The sequence below is a fragment of the Sphaerochaeta globosa str. Buddy genome (assembly GCF_000190435.1).
GTDB classification, from domain to species: Bacteria; Spirochaetota; Spirochaetia; order Sphaerochaetales; family Sphaerochaetaceae; genus Sphaerochaeta; species Sphaerochaeta globosa.
This window is the reverse complement of the sequence record NC_015152.1, coordinates 1,166,679-1,181,738: the sequence shown is the minus strand read 5'-3', so window position 1 is coordinate 1,181,738 and position 15,060 is coordinate 1,166,679. Positions and strand designations below refer to the sequence as shown.

Here is a 15,060-nt window from a genome sequence, read left to right as displayed (position 1 = left end):
CACTCTGTGTCAATCGGCTTTACAGCGAAAGATTCAAACAGGTAAGCTTCGGATGTACGAATACACCATCCTTACGAACCAGAACTCCGTCAAAATACATCTCACCACCGCCATATTCGGGCCTTTGGATCTGCACCAGATCCCAGTGCACTGAGCTACGGTTGGTATTGTCGCAATCGTCATAGGCGTTGCCCGGGGTGAAGTGAATCGACCCGAAAATCTTCTCATCGAAGAGCGTGTTGTCCATAGGTTTGAGAATACCGGGATTGCAACCCAAGGCAAATTCACCGATGTAACGGGCTCCCTCATCAATATCGAGGATATCGTTCAACAGTGCATCGTCATCGGCATGGGCTTGTACGATTTTCCCATCCTTGAAGGTGAAACTCACCTCCTTGAAGCAGTGACCGTGATAGGTGCTTTCGGTATTGTAGGTAATCGTTCCCTGTACTGAATCCTTGACCGGGCAGGAATAGATTTCGCCATCGGGAATATTCATCCGGCCTGCACAGGGAATCCAGGGCATACCTTTGACCGAAAAAGTCAAATCAGTATTCTTTGCCTTGATGTGCACCTGGTCGACGGTATCCAAAAAGGTTTTGGCTTCTTCCATTGCAGAGGCCATGGCAGCATAATCGACCTGGGTGCAAACCTTGTAGAAAAACTCTTCGAATTCCACGGTTCCCAGACCTGCCTGCATTGCCATGATCTCGGTCGGATAGCGCAGAACCACCCATTTGGTGTGCGGCAACCGTGTTTTCATATGCACCGGGGTGTTGTAATACGTGCTTGCCAAATTTGATTTCTCAGGAATGGTCGCCAGCTCTCTCACGTTTGCAATACCGCGAATACCGATGAAGGCATCCATTTGCTTCATGCGGTACACATCGACATCAGCCCACTTCTCCAAGGAAGCCTGCGTTGCATTCTCACACATCGCACGCTCGATTCGCTGGTTCCACAGGTTGACCACCGGATACCCCCCTACAGCATAGACAGCCTTGATCAAGGCCTCAGTCATGCTGGTTGGAATATCGACTGCGTTGATAAGACACGATTCACCCTTCTGAAGGTGTACCGAATATTGGACAAGTAGTTCTGCCAACTTCTGTTCTCTTGGATCTGCCATGAATATACTCCTCTCTTACGTATCTATTCGAATTTCCATTTTTTGTGATGTCACCGGATGGGGAAACTCAACGGCAACGGCCCGCAGTGCCAGATTTGGCTGCTGCTTGCCGAGATAGATGGCATCGCCGTCGATCGGATGGCCGCTCCATGCCATATGCACCCTGACCTGGTGGCGAAACCCCGAGGTAAGCCTACAGGTGAAAAGCTTCGCTCCCTTTCCTTCTCCTGCATACCACACCCTGGTCATATACCAAGCACCGGTGGATTTATCGAGCAACTGTTTGGGACTGTCTGCAAGCACCGGTCTCACTTGTCTGCGATTATCCCCATAATGTCTGAAAAGACTTCCAATGGTAACTTCCCGTCCACCGCAGGCAACTGGATCCTCGTACGGAAAGGGAGGGAAGGCAGGAAGTGAAATTGACTGTGGTGCTGAACTTTGGCATTGGTATTCTTTCACAAAGAGTTCAGCTTTCCCGATCGCCTGCAAGGAAGCATACGCCTCTTTGGTTCTGGCTATGACCACCAAACCACTGGTCGGTGTATCGAGGCGGTGAAGCACACCACCCTCCCAAGCATTCTTTCCCTCGACACAAAGGACCTCCGGAAAGGAGCGGGCAACCATCCCCAGCAAGGTAGGCTTATCGGGCGGATCATCCTTGAGGGGAACCGTGGGCAGCAGCCCAGGTTTATCCACGACCAGAATATAGGGGTCTTCATAGACGAGCGTCGGCGTTGAAACAATATCCATACCCAATCAATATACCAAAGAAATCCACTTTAGGCAGTAAGAAAACACAAATCAGGGAATCAACCTTTCTTTGCACGCCTGCAAAGCTGTTGTATACTCACCCTATGCAAGAGATACCCATCAATACCATTACCTCACCGAATGTCATCCTTGAATTGATTTACCGATTGAAGGTGAAGGATGTCATGACCACTGATCTGGTTACTGCCTCCAAAGATACGACGCTGAGGCAGATTCAGTACATCATGCGAGAAAAACAGGTTACAGGCCTACCCATCGTTGTGGGCAAGCGACTGATAGGCATTGTGAGCATGGACGACATTATCCAGGCACTCGACAAGGGATACATCGAGGAGAAGGCGCAGGACCATATGACCCGCAACCTCATCGTTCTCGAGGACGACATGCCGATTTCTTTTGCGATCAGCTATTTCGACCGATTCAGCTACCATCGGTTCCCGGTGCTCAACAAGCACAAGGAATTGGTGGGCATGATCACCAGCCGCGACATCACCAGCACGTTGTTGGTGGAAATCAACCGGGAGATCGAGGAACTGGAAAAGAGAACCCGCACCACCAGCCTGAGCGAGGAGATGAGCGGGGAAATCCATACGTACTCGATTATGAAAAATGATTTCGAGAATGCCGGCTATGCCAGTACCGAAATCAAGAAACGGCTCAAGAGCGCCGGGATTGCCCCACACATCATCCGAAGGGCTGCGATTGCCAGTTACGAGTTGGAAATGAACCTGGTGGTGCATTCCGACGGGGGAGAACTGATCGCCGAGTACTCACCGCAGACAATGCAGATCACAGCCAGGGACAGCGGGCCGGGCATCAGCGATGTAGAAGCAGCAATGACGCCGGGGTGGTCCACTGCAAGTGAATGGATACGCTCTCTCGGCTTCGGAGCGGGAATGGGACTGCCCAATGTCAAATCAGTCGCCGATGAATTTACCATTGAAAGCACGAGAAGCGGGACTACCGTGGTGTGCAGCATAGAATTACACCCCAAACAAGAGGAGAAATAGGATGGTCGTTCAGGATTTAGCGCAATTGGAAGGGTTTACCACCCACTGCATGGGAGATGGAACATTGGAAATACAGGATGCCTACACCGGTGACTTGCTCAGCGATGTGATGGGCAATGCCCCTTCCGAGAGTGTATTGATAACCATCCAGGCACATAAGAATACCGTCGCGGTAGCTTCACTTGCAGGTATCCTAGCCTTGGTAATTTGCAATAACCGCAGCATCCCTTCTGATATGCTGCAAGCTGCAAAGGATGAGGGAATCGCCATTTTTGCTACAACGGAGACACAATTCGAGGCAAGCTGCCGCATTGCAGCAGCCTTGGGAAGGATCAATGCAGGTAAAGCTTGACCTTCATAATCACAGCTGTCTCTCACCTTGCGCAAACGATGACTTCAGCCCTGCCCTTCTGGCTGTGGAAGCGATGGAACAAGGCATTCAAATCCTTGCCCTGACCGACCACAACAGTGCTCGAAATCTTGCCCCGTTCCAAGAAGCTTGTCAGCTGTGCGGTATTCTCCCGCTGTTCGGTCTGGAAGTCTCCACCGTTGAGGAAGTGCATGTACTCACCCTCTTTTCCCATCTAAAGGATGCACAGCAGTTTGGGTCCTTCATCGAGTTCCTGCTCCCCGAGCAGAAGAACCGCACCGACCTCTTCGGCAATCAGCTGGTGGTCGACATTGATGGTGAAGTGATTGAAACGGTGGACAAGCTTTTGGTCGGTTCCACGTCCCTCGCCTTCAGCGATGTGGTGGAGGAAGCACTCAGTCGCGATGCCTTGGTCATCCCCGCCCATATCGACCGGTTTGCCAACAGCGTGCTTGCCAACCTGGGTTTCCTTCCCGACCTCCCTTATACCGCATTGGAGGCGATTCATCTCCCCGTCCAAGCGGACACCCATCATCTGGCCATCCTCACCGGTTCGGACGCCCATTGCCTGGAACAGGTGGGAAGAAGAAGCTGTTTTATCGAAATGGAAGAGATCAGCTACGAAGCCTTGAAAAAAAGTCTCTCTGAAGCGAAAAACATCAGCTACCGCCAATAACAAAGCAGGCTGCCTTGCGGCAGCCCGGTGTATGTAGTCGATCAGCCTATCGATTGTTTGAACGACCAAAGATTCTCAGAAGGAAAAGAAAGAGGTTCAAGAAATCGAGATAGAGCGAAAGGGCTCCGATGATGCTGAGCTTGGTAAAGGTCTCCTCATCGATGGCAGACCCATACTGCTCGTTCATCCTGATGATTTTTTGCGTATCCCATGCAGTAAGCCCAAGGAAAATGCCAACGCCGATGAAACTGATTAAGTAGTCCAAACCGGATGAACGGAAAAACATGTTGATCAGAGAGGCGATGATCAAGCCCCACAAGCCCATGACCAGATACGAACCAATTTTGTTCAAATCGCGTTTGGTAGTCATGGCATACAGACTCATGCCACCGAACATAAGGGCGGTGGTAAAGAAGGTCTTATAGATGACCACCCCGGCATACACAGCGAATAGGGTACTGAGCATGATGCCGTTCAAAGCTGAATAGGCAAGGAATGCTCCAATTGCACTACTCTGGCTCATTCTGTCAAGCCGTGCCGAAAGATAGAATACAAGGGCGAATTGACCTACGACTATCAAGAGAAAGCCCAGGGTGTTTCCAACCAACGCCCTCAAAAGAGAAGGATTGCTGGCCACAAAAAAGGCGACCAAGGCAGTTAGGCCCAACCCTGCGGTCATCCAAAGGTATACATTCTTCAGGATGGTTCGCTCACGCGCCGTTACATTCTGGAGTATTGAAGAGTTTCGTTCTGACATAGTGCTAGCCTCCTGTGCTATCACGTATAATGTCGCAATAAATCAGACAAACGTCAACGCTCTTCCTTCCAATCACCCAAACGGAAATACCGATACCGTAGAAGACAATCCAGAGAATCACCGATCAGATAGGCCGACCATAGCCAAGGAAGCGGGAGTTTGAAGACCAGAACGACCAGCAAGGCATAGGGAAGCTGTACCATCCAGCCGCTGATCAGCGAAGTATAGAGAATGGGACGGGTGTGTCCAGAGCCAAAGAAGGCAGAGCCCAACCCTCCGGAGATTGCAAGAAAGACCAAACACAGGGCGTACACGCGAAGCAGCGCGCTGGCCTCACTGGATATGACCCCTCCCCCGAGAAACAAACTGATCAGAGGACCGGGTGCTAGGAGGAGCAACAAAATGAAGGGAAGGGAGAAAAGCAGCCCGTTGAAGCAGGACAACAGGGTGACTTCCTTCGCCTGCTTGTATTGTTTCGCTCCCAGACGCTGTCCGACCAAAATCCCCGAACCCATGCTCAAACCGTTGGAGGGCATACCGCAAAACTGATAGATTCGGTTTGCGATGCCCAGTGCTGCAATGGCTGTTGTTCCGTACAGGGCGACGAGCTTGAGGAAAATGATGGTTATCAGGGACCTGAGCAACATGTTTATTCCACTGGGGAGGCCTATGATGAGCAACTTCTTATCAATGGCCCAATCGAGGTGCAAGAGACCCTTTACCCTGATGGTCAGTGGAGCTTTCCCGCTCTGCAAATACCAGAATCCAACAACAAAAGCAAATGCATAGGAGATGCAGGTCGCAAAGGCTGCACCGAACATACCCCATCCCAAACCCGCGATCGAAGTACCGGGGATGGTACTAAACATGAAAATCGGGTCAAGCACCATATTGAGAACCGCACTTGCCAAAAGAAGTAGCATGGGAGTTTTTGCATCCCCGGTACTTCTGAGGATGGTATTGACCGTATAGGAAGAAAAGAAAATCGGGACAAAAATGGAGCGTAGGTATCCATATTGCATGCCATGAAAAATTACCTTTGCATCATCGGTGTACAGTCGATAGAAGAAGGGAAGAATGAGAATCAACACCAAGGCACCAAGACTGCCCAGCAGAGCTTTGAATACAAAGGTCTGCTCCCCGATCCTTCTGGTGAGCTCGATATCACCGGAGCCCCAACTTCTACTGAGCAAGGAGACGCTGCTCGTCCCTACCACTTCATTGAGGATTTCCAATGCCAAAAAAAGGGTCAGGTAGATGGTGATGGCGGCAACGGCCTCCTTGTCCAACATACCTATCCAGAACATGTCCACCATGTCGTACAGAGCGGTAAACAACATTCCGTACATAGTGGGCAGACTCATGGCACGAATCTGCCTGTTCATGGTTTTGTATTGGGTAAGCATGCTGCGATTGTACAAATCTCCATTCAGCTATGCAAGAGACAAGTCGGATGCTATAGTAACAACCATGAAACGGACGTCATGTGTATACCTTTTACTTGCGCTGGTGCTCCTGATTGGATGCTCCACGACCAAGAATGACCAAGCGTTGCTTGCCCCTGATGCAACGTATGCCCTTACCGAAGTGGTGAAACTTGCCAGTCAATCCATCGATGTAAACCTGTATGCAAACACCCCGCTCGCAACACTGCTCCCACTGCAAACAGCACACTTTTTGCAGATGCAGGAAATCCCGCTGTTTCACGACCACCTTACTACCTGGAGCAACCAAGTCCTTGGGGCCTTCCGTCAGGTGGTGGTGATGCTTCCCTCCTTGGTGGAAACATCGGTTTCTTCCGTAGTCTGGGACGACAGCGAAGCTCTTTTGAAGGAAAGCAACACCAGTGCTACCAATCGCTTGATCACTGAACAGGGAAGCATGTTGGCACAAGAAGTGAAAACAATGCTCCAGGATGCTTTGACCAACAGCAGCATCACGTGGGATTTAATACTCGATCGCTACGATATCTGGCAGAAAGGTACCACTCTTTGGGGCCGTGAAGCACTCCCCTCCGTCACAGCCGATCCTTTTGAACACTTATATTCCTACTTTGCAACAACCTATCTTGCTCAGCTGGGACTTGAGGAAGAACGGTTGAGAACCACGCCGGTGCCCAAAGGGAGCGGTTCCTTCCTGGAAATCTTCCAACAGGACGGTCAGCAATGAACCTCTTTACCGAGGCCAGCGAGAAAGACCAACTGGCGAACCAGCCCCTTGCCTATCGGATGCGTCCCCGTACACTGGACGAATACATCGGACAGGACGCCATTATCGGTGCGGGACGGCTGCTAAGGCGTGCCATCCAGGCCGACCAGCTCTCCTCGGTCATTTTTTATGGACCTCCGGGAACAGGCAAGACCACCCTCGCCCGTGTCATTGCCAATACCACAAAACGTCACTTCTCAACGCTCAATGCCGTGTTGTCCGGGGTTAAGGAATTGCGCTATGAGATAGAGGAAGCGCGTCAGCGCCTGGAACTATACAACCGCGGAACCATTCTCTTCATCGATGAAGTGCACCGATGGAACAAGAGTCAGCAGGATGCCCTGCTGCCTTGGGTTGAGAATGGCACCGTCATTCTTATCGGGGCAACGACTGAGAATCCATACTTTGAGGTAAATGCTGCCTTGGTCAGCAGATCCAGGATTTTTCAGCTCAAGAGTCTGGATACTGATGACCTGCTGGCCATCGCAAAGCAAGCACTCGCTGACAAAGAACGAGGTTACGGCAATTATCAGGTGACATTCGAAACCGGGGCGCTGGAGCACCTTTGTGAAGTTGCCAACGGTGATGCACGAAGCCTGCTCAATGCCCTGCAGTTGGCGGTCGAGACCTCAGGTGATTCGTTTCCCCCAAAAAATGGGAATGCCATCCATATTTCCAAGGATGCTGCTGAGCAATCCATCCAGCGAAAGGCAGTATTGTACGACAAGGAAGGAGACTATCACTTCGATGTGATCAGCGCTTTCATCAAAAGCATTCGGGGAAGCGATCCCGATGCAACCCTTTACTGGCTGGCACGTATGATCAGTGCAGGAGAAGACCCAAAATTCATCTTCCGTCGCATGCTTATCAGTTCTTGCGAGGATGTCGGGCTTGCCGACCCCAATGCAATCGTCGTAGTGGAAGCGGACGCGCAGGCTTTTGAACGCATCGGCCTGCCGGAGGGGAGGTTCCACCTCACCCATGCAGCCCTGTATCTGGCAACTGCGGAGAAAAGCAACTCTACCCTTGCATTCTTCGATGCCCTCAAGGGCGTCGAGCAGCAGGCTCAGGATGAGGTGCCCAATCATCTGCGTGATGCAAGCCGCGATGCCAAGGGCTTCGGTCATGGCCAGGGATACCTATATCCCCACTCCTATCAAGACCACTGGGTTGCCCAGCAATATCTTCCTTCAGGCCTGCAAGGCAAGGTGTATTATCAACCGAGCAATCAAGGCTATGAGAGCACCATCCAAGAAAAGGTACAACGTCACCGTGAGCAACAGCTTGAGAGTGTTGAAGTGGATGCATTCGTAGAAAACCTTACCTTCTCCCCGGGTGACAAGCAACGCCAGCAATGGGTGAATCGCACGGTAAGTGAACGGGGAAAGCTGTTGGCTACCATTCGTTCCACCTTGTATGAACCGGTGAAATTCCGTCGAAGCGACCGGGTGTTGGTCTGCAATGCCGGGCATGGGCTGTTGGTTTGGGAAGCATACCGTAAGACTGCTGAGGGGTTGGTTGTCGCCCAAGTGCGAACAAAGGACCAGCTTGACCATATAAACCACTATGCTGATTCCCTTCCTGATTTGGAAAAACCGCATGTCCATGCCATCGAGCTGAAGAAGCTATTGAACACACTTCAGAAAGATCTACGTTTTGAGGTCATTCTCGGCCGTAATGTATTCTCTCGTGCAAGACAGGAGAGAGAACTGTGTACTGCCTTGGTCTCACGTCTTAGCAAACAAGGCTCGTTGCATATCTGTGAAAGTGTTCCGTGCAAAGGATCACGACTTTCAGACTTCCTCCCCCCTGATTTGCAGGACTTGTTCAGACAGGCTGAAAAAGTGCTGTACAGCGAGCCTGACAACGCACTGACCAACTGGGATGAGCACTACTTGCAGGAAATGTTTGAAGAAGAGGGGCTGAAAGTGGTAAGTACCTCTCTCGATTTGGCTGAGCAGAGGATGATGAGCCCTGAGGACATACAGCGCTATATGACGGTCTCTTACACCCCCGCTTTTGAGAAACTGGGTATTGCTGTCGAATCACAAGCACTTGAGGCTAAGCTCAATGAACTTCTGGCCAACCGTTCTTTGGCATGGAACCATCACCTGGCCTTTGTCCATGCCGATTTCAAATAAGCCCTGGAAAGAGCAAGAGCGCAAAAAGGGCAAATAGGCAATTGATTGCGGGAAAAACAGTTGCCTTGCATACCTCAAAATTTTGCAAAATTTCAACAAGGGTTGTTGACAAACAAAAGTCTTTAGGGCATAGTATGCAACGTTGAAACGCACTGGTGAGTAACCACTGCTTCAGCTACCATGGTGGGAGTAGTTCAATGGTAGAGCACCAGATTGTGGATCTGGCTGTTGCGGGTTCGAGCCCCGTCTCTCACCCTTGATCGGGTCGTGAACGCGCTCGTAGCTCAGCTGGATAGAGCGCCGGACTTCGAATCCGTAGGTCGAAGGTTCGAATCCTTCCGGGCGCATTGGTTTTGGTTTTGGTTTTTGAAATTGTATTTTGTCATGGGCCGCTAGCTCAGCTGGTAGAGCAGCAGACTCTTAATCTGCGGGTCAAAGGTTCGATCCCTTTGCGGCTCAAAACATGGCGAACCTCGAATGGGGCAAGGCATGCACCGCGAGAGTGGTGAAATTGGCAGACACGCCAGACTTAGGATCTGGTACCTTACGGTGTAGGGGTTCAAGTCCCCTCTCTCGCAAAGGACAATCCGGAAGGGCTGTCTGACGAATGGTAGGTTTTTTGCGAAAGTAGCTCAGTGGTAGAGCTCCACCTTGCCAAGGTGGATGTCGCGGGTTCAAGTCCCGTCTTTCGCTCTTAAGCAGTCAGAGAAATCTGGCTGCTTCTTTTTTTACTCGGCAGTTGCTGGTCTCTCAGTCATGTAGTAGTCTGACGTAGGAGGGAGAAAATGCAGAAATATCAGCCAGTCTTTATCTCGGACAATACCATTCTTACGTTGACGGCCGCAATCCTTGAGAAACTGCATGCATTTTCCCACCAGCTGAATTTCAATGTTGCCTCTCCCAAACTCAGACGCGATAATCTTGCAAAAACCATTCAGGGCTCTTTGGCAATCGAGGCAAATACTCTTACGTTGGAGCAGGTAACAGCCTTGGTGAACGGGAAACACATTGCAGGACCGAACAAGGATGTGCTGGAGGTGCAAAATGCGATTGCCTCGTATCAGGTGCTCTATTCCAAGAACCCGTACAGCATGGATGACATGCTCGGCCTTCACGGCATGCTGACCAAAGGATTGGTTGCTGAATCAGGAATCTTCCGGACAGGCTCAGTCGGCGTTATGAAGGAACAACAAGTAATCCACATCGCACCTCCTGCATCGTTGGTGCCGCATCTCATTGCCGATCTGCTTGCATGGGTGAAGGCATCTGCATATCCAATGCTTATAAAAAGTGCAATCTTCCACTATGAGTTTGAATACATTCATCCCTTTTCCGATGGAAATGGCCGCATGGGTCGCATGTGGCAGACTCTGCTGCTCTCAACCTGGAATCCACTTTTCTCGTACCTGGCAGTAGAGGAAATAGTGAAGAATCGACAACAACAATACTATGACGCCATCAATGCCTCGACTGCGATGAACAACTGTGCCCCGTTTGTCACATTCATGCTAAGCGCCATTGATCAGGCACTGGACGAACTGGGCCCTTCAACTGATCTTCTTTCCCCCTTTCTGGAAAAGCTGCTTGCATCGATAGGCAACCGAACGCTAACCGCAAAGGAAATCATGCAGGCACTGCATCTTGCAAACCGTCAATCATTCATGCGGGTGTACCTGCATCCTGCCCTGGAGTTGGGACTGGTAGAAATGACCATTCCTGATAAGCCGAACAGCCGATTACAGCAGTATCGAGTTCGATCCAACTAAGATGTACCTTGCACTCTGACTTGTATCCTCACTTGCATGGTTACTTGTATGGTGTGCAGGCAGGAGATTCACTGGTTGTCGTTTTCCTGCTTCTGGAAAAATGCATCTACATAGTGCAAGGCGGTTGTATTTTTCAGCCAGACTATGGTGAATTCGTGCTCTTCGACCATACCCTCAACGGTGAATTGGGCGAGATTCTCATCGACTTGTGCGATTGATTGGTAGACAAAGCTGATACCAAGACCTTGGGAAACCAACTTTTTCAAAGGTTGGAAACTCGATATTTCTGTCACCCGGCTGAATATGGACAGATTATACCCGTGAGATTGCAACTCCTGCTCAAAGATGTTTCTTGTTCCCGAACCCTGTTCCCTCAGCAGGAGGTTGTGATCGCGCAGCTCTTCAAACCGAATACTCTTTCCAGCAAAAGGGTGGCTGCTGGAACAAAGACCGACGAAGCGTTCACGCCGTAAAAGGCGAAAATCATAGTTTTCTTTCTGAAAAAGGCCCTCTACCACAATAAAATCCAAAGCTGAAGCTTCCAGAAGACTAAAAAGATTGGTGGTGTTTTCCACGATCAGCGACAGGTTTTGGGATTCGTCCTGTAAATACCTTTTCAGATACGCATCCAATACACTATCGCCGATGCTTTTTGTGGCACCAAGACGTAACACCCGCTTCTCCGTTCGGCAAAGAAGCCGAAGCAACTCAGTTTCATTATAATAGTGCGATTCTGCATAGTGCTTGAGAAGCAATCCTTGCTCGGTAAGCGTAAGCGTACGCCCGGTATAGTTGAATAGCTTGACGTTGTATTCCTCTTGGAGCGACTGTATCTGCTTGGTTACCGCCGGCTGTGTCAGGTTCACAAGAGAAGCAGTCTCACGGTAATTCATGGTTTTGCACAGCGATAGAAATGTTCGTAACCGAGTTTCCATACATGTATCCTTTTGATAACTTTTTGGAATTGAAGTATTGTAATATTTCATTAGATTTTATCATCGATTGTAACTATCATCAACTCCAACACCACTACCAAGGAAGTCAACATGACTACAAACGAAACAATACAGGCATATGCACCGGGTCTTTTCCTCGCCACCATGATTGCCTGTTCGGCAAAATGGATTGAGGGACTGTTGCCCGAGGGAATTATCAGCGCTTCAGTACTTGCACTATTCATCGGGATGCTCCTTCACACCATCAGAAAGCCCGACCCTGAATACCAAAAGGGAATAGCATTCTCCTCAAAGAAACTGCTTAAATTTGCCATTATCCTGTTAGGGGCGAGCTTGAACATCTCCACCATCATGCAGGTTGGAAGAATGTCGCTGTTTATCATGGTCTTTACCCTGACCACGTGTTTCGGCGTTGGATATTTTGTGGGAAAAGCGTTCCATCTCAATTGGAAAATGTCCAATCTCATCTCAGCGGGAACCGGCATCTGCGGGGGATCGGCCATTGCAGCAATTGCACCCGTCATTGAGGCAGAGGACCGGGATATCGCATTTGCCATGAGTGCAACGTTCATTTTCGACATGGTGATGATTGTTGTATTCCCCTTGCTCGGGACCTGGCTGGGGATGAGCGACACAGCATATGGGCTGTGGGCCGGTACTGCAGTCAACGATACCTCATCGGTGGTAGCCGCCGGCTATACGTTCAGTGAACGGGCCGGCGATTTTGCCGTAATGGTAAAACTCACCCGCACGTTGGCGATCATCCCTACGGTGTTGATCTTCAGTGCCATCCAATTCCATAGTGCTCATAAAGCCGCCGATACAGATTTGAAGAACGGTAAGATTACCGCAATTATCCCCTACTTCATCCTTCTCTTTTTGTGTATGGCAGGCCTCAACAGCCTTGGCTTCATACCTGAGGCCATCGCCTCGGGCATGAAACATCTCAGCAAGTTCTGCATGGTTACCGCTCTTGCGGCGATCGGGCTGAATACCAGTTTGCGGGATATGAGAAAAGGAGGGGCAGGCCCGATGCTTCACGGCTTCATCATATCTCTCTTGGTTGTATTGGTGGCATACGTTGCCATCCAGATGCAGCAGGCATGACAGAGAGGAAAGTTCGGCACCTGCTCAGACATGGGATGTCACACATCCCCGTAGAGGCTTTGGTGGAATACTTTGCAGCGTTGCTCGATGGCATCCAAAAGCGAGATCGCCTGGATGCTGGAAAGCTCGAAAGCCTTATCGGTACGGCCTTGGTCTGTATAATGACATTGATGACAGCTGAGGGTCCCCTCACCAAGGCCTTCATGGCCGGGCCAATCGATGCGTAGTTTCTTGTTGATATGGTCACCGAGGGTACACGACAAGAAGGCTGCCTTGCCTTCTTCCCTCCAAGGACGCATCAAGTACACCGATTCGGGCGGGACAGACTCTTTAGCTGTGAAGGTACAATGATCGAACACCAAACCAATATCTTTTTTGCATGTCGAGGGGGCCGTCACAAAGCCTGTTGCACTACTGCAAATCTCCGTATGCCGAAAGAGTGCATCAGCACCCCCGAAAATGAAATCGACGTCGCCTTGGATATACCCCTGGTCGAAAAAAAGCGTATTCAGCTTGCGTTTGGCAAAGCATCGCGGTCCATAAAACCCATTCGCTTCGCGCTCCCTCTCTGGAAGCGGAGCGACAAAAAGGGTATCCTGGCAGCCTAAAAGACGGACATCGGTGAGGTAGGAACAGTCGACATCGAGATACAGGGCTACCCCCTGCCCCGCCTCACTTCCCGCCCCGGCGTTGTTCTGTATGGTAACATGTTCCATTCTCAGGAATTCACCACTGAAAAAAGCAGTATAGGAGCGAAACGTACCCCGCTTGGGAAGTACATCAATTTTCTCTTTTGCGCCGTCGGAATTGCTGATGACCACCTCTCCCCTTCCCACCAGATGCACGTTGCGTTTATCGCAGAAAAGCTTTTCGTGGTATACGCCTTGTTCGATGATGATCATGGCCTGTTCAGCATAGGGAACGGCATCCAATGCTTCCTGGATGCTGCAGTAATGCCCCTTGCCTGATTGGTCGACAGTCAGTGTGTTCATACCTCGATACTATACCAAGAATGAAAATCCCGACAGCCTAGAGGATGGAAATTTTCTCCCATTGTCTGCTTCTTGCACGAAAAATAAAGAGTTGGTATGCTTCTGCCATGAAAATTGAAGCAATTGAGCACAAACTTCAGGATGGAACAATCGTACAGCTGCGTTCGCTGGAAAACACGGATGCCCCGCTGGCGATAGCCTATGTGGCCACTATGTATTCCTCCTCTCGCTTTCTGGCACGCGAAATTGAAGAGTGGGTTATAACCGTTGACGAAGAAACGGCATGGATTGAGAAGGCCAACTCTGATGACAAGCGCGTCATCATTGGCGCCATGTCCGGCGGACAGCTCATCGGCTTGTGTGATTTTGCACCAGTTGCATCGATGAAGCGCATGGCCCATCGAGCCCAATGCGGTCTCTCGGTCGCCCCTGAATTCCAGCACAAGGGCATCGGGACCTTGCTCATGCAAACGTTGCTGCAAACTGCAAGGCAAGCAGGCTATGAACAGATGGAACTGGAAGTAGTTTCCCTTAACCACAAAGCCATCGATCTCTATAAAAAGCTCAATTTCTCCAAGTGCGGTACCATCGAGTACGGCATGAAGTACAAGGACGGTACGTACGGCGATCTTGACATCATGATGCATCGCCTCGTCTGATAAAAAAGGCGTCCCATTCCGATTCCTTGAATCCAACGAGCACCCCTTGTTCACAGACGAGCAAGGGCCTTTTTACCAGCATGCCGTCGGAACTGAGCAGCTCCAGGATCTGGTCATCCTTCAGGTGCGACAGCTTTTCCTTGAGGGCCAAGCTTCGGTATACTTGGCCGCTGGTATTGAAAAATTTCTTACTGTCCTTACCACTTTGTCTGATGATGGCTTCAAGTTCTCGTTTGTCGGGTCTCTGAGTCTGTATGTTCCTATAGCTATAGGAAATGCCGTTGCTTTCCAAATACGCAATGGCACGCTTGCAGGTTGAACAGTTGGGATAACAAAAGATGGTCACTTACGGCCTCCGCCCTTGCATGGTAGCAGATGAAAGGCCGACCGGCAATCGGACAAAATGGAGCATTCCCCTAGACCAAAGAGGAAAAAGTTGCTATATACAATATGTTTCCGGTAAAAGGGTTTTCCCAATCTACCCTCTACAGGGTGGTCGAGCTTTTCTGGTTGTA

The 15,060-nt window shown here is 50.2% G+C and carries 15 protein-coding genes and 5 tRNA genes; 13 read left to right on the top strand and 7 right to left on the bottom strand.

Annotated features, from left to right (window positions below; translation table 11 throughout):
* Nucleotides 1-19: 19 nt before the first annotated feature.
* Both SPIBUDDY_RS05550 and SPIBUDDY_RS05545 read right to left on the bottom strand, forming a co-directional pair.
* On the bottom strand, nt 20-1,129 hold the full coding sequence (locus tag SPIBUDDY_RS05550; protein WP_013606774.1) for an aminopeptidase: 1,110 nt from the start codon (nt 1,127-1,129) through the stop codon (nt 20-22).
* Between the two features lie 15 nt (nt 1,130-1,144).
* The gene (locus SPIBUDDY_RS05545) at nt 1,145-1,882 is read right to left on the bottom strand and encodes a pseudouridine synthase (protein ID WP_013606773.1); all 738 of its coding nucleotides are present in this window, start codon (nt 1,880-1,882) and stop codon (nt 1,145-1,147) included.
* Nucleotides 1,883-1,986: 104 nt separating this feature from the next.
* Between SPIBUDDY_RS05545 and SPIBUDDY_RS05540 the strand changes: the two genes are divergently transcribed.
* The 3 genes from SPIBUDDY_RS05540 to SPIBUDDY_RS05530 are packed head-to-tail and all read left to right on the top strand — an operon-like array spanning nt 1,987 to nt 3,959.
* Nucleotides 1,987-2,913, top strand: a complete 927-nt coding sequence (locus tag SPIBUDDY_RS05540) for a CBS domain-containing protein (protein WP_013606772.1) — start codon at nt 1,987-1,989, stop codon at nt 2,911-2,913.
* Between the two features lies 1 nt (nt 2,914).
* Nucleotides 2,915-3,265 (top strand): hypothetical protein, encoded by a 351-nt coding sequence (locus SPIBUDDY_RS05535; RefSeq protein WP_013606771.1) that lies wholly within the window; start codon nt 2,915-2,917, stop codon nt 3,263-3,265.
* The gene (locus SPIBUDDY_RS05530; RefSeq protein ID WP_013606770.1) at nt 3,249-3,959 is read left to right on the top strand and encodes a PHP domain-containing protein; all 711 of its coding nucleotides are present in this window, start codon (nt 3,249-3,251) and stop codon (nt 3,957-3,959) included. Before SPIBUDDY_RS05535 ends, SPIBUDDY_RS05530 begins: the two co-directional genes overlap by 17 nt.
* Nucleotides 3,960-4,005: 46 nt before the next feature.
* On the opposite strand, the gene SPIBUDDY_RS05525 is transcribed toward SPIBUDDY_RS05530, so the two are convergent.
* Both SPIBUDDY_RS05525 and SPIBUDDY_RS05520 read right to left on the bottom strand, forming a co-directional pair.
* Nucleotides 4,006-4,716, bottom strand: coding sequence for a Bax inhibitor-1/YccA family protein (locus SPIBUDDY_RS05525; RefSeq protein WP_013606769.1), 711 nt, complete (start codon nt 4,714-4,716; stop codon nt 4,006-4,008).
* A gap of 53 nt (nt 4,717-4,769) precedes the next feature.
* The gene (locus tag SPIBUDDY_RS05520) at nt 4,770-6,122 is read right to left on the bottom strand and encodes an MATE family efflux transporter (RefSeq protein ID WP_013606768.1); all 1,353 of its coding nucleotides are present in this window, start codon (nt 6,120-6,122) and stop codon (nt 4,770-4,772) included.
* 64 nt (nt 6,123-6,186) lie between these two features.
* On the opposite strand from SPIBUDDY_RS05520, the gene SPIBUDDY_RS05515 reads away from it, so the two are divergent.
* The 8 genes from SPIBUDDY_RS05515 to SPIBUDDY_RS05480 all read left to right on the top strand — a co-directional run bounded on the left by SPIBUDDY_RS05515 (nt 6,187) and on the right by SPIBUDDY_RS05480 (nt 10,831).
* Nucleotides 6,187-6,885 carry a hypothetical protein gene (locus tag SPIBUDDY_RS05515; protein WP_013606767.1) on the top strand — a complete coding sequence of 233 codons (699 nt, stop codon included), beginning with the start codon at nt 6,187-6,189 and terminating at the stop codon, nt 6,883-6,885.
* Nucleotides 6,882-9,065, top strand: coding sequence for an AAA family ATPase (locus tag SPIBUDDY_RS05510; protein ID WP_013606766.1), 2,184 nt, complete (start codon nt 6,882-6,884; stop codon nt 9,063-9,065). Before SPIBUDDY_RS05515 ends, SPIBUDDY_RS05510 begins: the two co-directional genes overlap by 4 nt.
* 183 nt (nt 9,066-9,248) lie before the next feature.
* Nucleotides 9,249-9,320 (top strand) — tRNA-His (locus tag SPIBUDDY_RS05505).
* Nucleotides 9,321-9,338: 18 nt separating this feature from the next.
* Nucleotides 9,339-9,412 (top strand) — tRNA-Arg (locus tag SPIBUDDY_RS05500).
* Nucleotides 9,413-9,451: 39 nt separating this feature from the next.
* Nucleotides 9,452-9,524 (top strand) — tRNA-Lys (locus tag SPIBUDDY_RS05495).
* A 37-nt stretch (nt 9,525-9,561) separates the two neighbouring features.
* Nucleotides 9,562-9,643: transfer RNA gene (locus SPIBUDDY_RS05490), tRNA-Leu, on the top strand.
* 43 nt (nt 9,644-9,686) lie between these two features.
* Nucleotides 9,687-9,758, top strand: a tRNA-Gly gene (locus tag SPIBUDDY_RS05485).
* A 92-nt stretch (nt 9,759-9,850) separates the two neighbouring features.
* Nucleotides 9,851-10,831: a Fic family protein gene (locus SPIBUDDY_RS05480; protein WP_013606765.1), complete on the top strand. Its 981-nt coding sequence runs from the start codon at nt 9,851-9,853 to the stop codon at nt 10,829-10,831.
* 68 nt (nt 10,832-10,899) lie between these two features.
* Here the strand turns inward: SPIBUDDY_RS05480 and SPIBUDDY_RS05475 are convergent, their stop codons facing one another.
* Nucleotides 10,900-11,766 (bottom strand): LysR family transcriptional regulator, encoded by an 867-nt coding sequence (locus tag SPIBUDDY_RS05475; RefSeq protein ID WP_013606764.1) that lies wholly within the window; start codon nt 11,764-11,766, stop codon nt 10,900-10,902.
* 111 nt (nt 11,767-11,877) lie between these two features.
* Here SPIBUDDY_RS05475 and SPIBUDDY_RS05470 point away from each other — a divergent pair, with 111 nt between their 5' ends.
* Nucleotides 11,878-12,894: a YeiH family protein gene (locus SPIBUDDY_RS05470; protein ID WP_013606763.1), complete on the top strand. Its 1,017-nt coding sequence runs from the start codon at nt 11,878-11,880 to the stop codon at nt 12,892-12,894.
* Between the two features lie 38 nt (nt 12,895-12,932).
* Here the strand turns inward: SPIBUDDY_RS05470 and SPIBUDDY_RS05465 are convergent, their stop codons facing one another.
* On the bottom strand, nt 12,933-13,886 hold the full coding sequence (locus SPIBUDDY_RS05465) for a pectinesterase family protein (RefSeq protein ID WP_013606762.1): 954 nt from the start codon (nt 13,884-13,886) through the stop codon (nt 12,933-12,935).
* A 107-nt stretch (nt 13,887-13,993) separates the two neighbouring features.
* On the opposite strand from SPIBUDDY_RS05465, the gene SPIBUDDY_RS05460 reads away from it, so the two are divergent.
* Nucleotides 13,994-14,545, top strand: a complete 552-nt coding sequence (locus tag SPIBUDDY_RS05460; RefSeq protein WP_172634186.1) for a GNAT family N-acetyltransferase — start codon at nt 13,994-13,996, stop codon at nt 14,543-14,545.
* Here the strand turns inward: SPIBUDDY_RS05460 and SPIBUDDY_RS05455 are convergent.
* A complete protein-coding gene (locus tag SPIBUDDY_RS05455; RefSeq protein WP_013606760.1) occupies nt 14,523-14,891 on the bottom strand; it encodes an arsenate reductase family protein in 369 nt (122 codons plus the stop codon). The genes SPIBUDDY_RS05460 and SPIBUDDY_RS05455 overlap by 23 nt on opposite strands.
* Between the last annotated feature and the right edge of the window lie 169 nt (nt 14,892-15,060).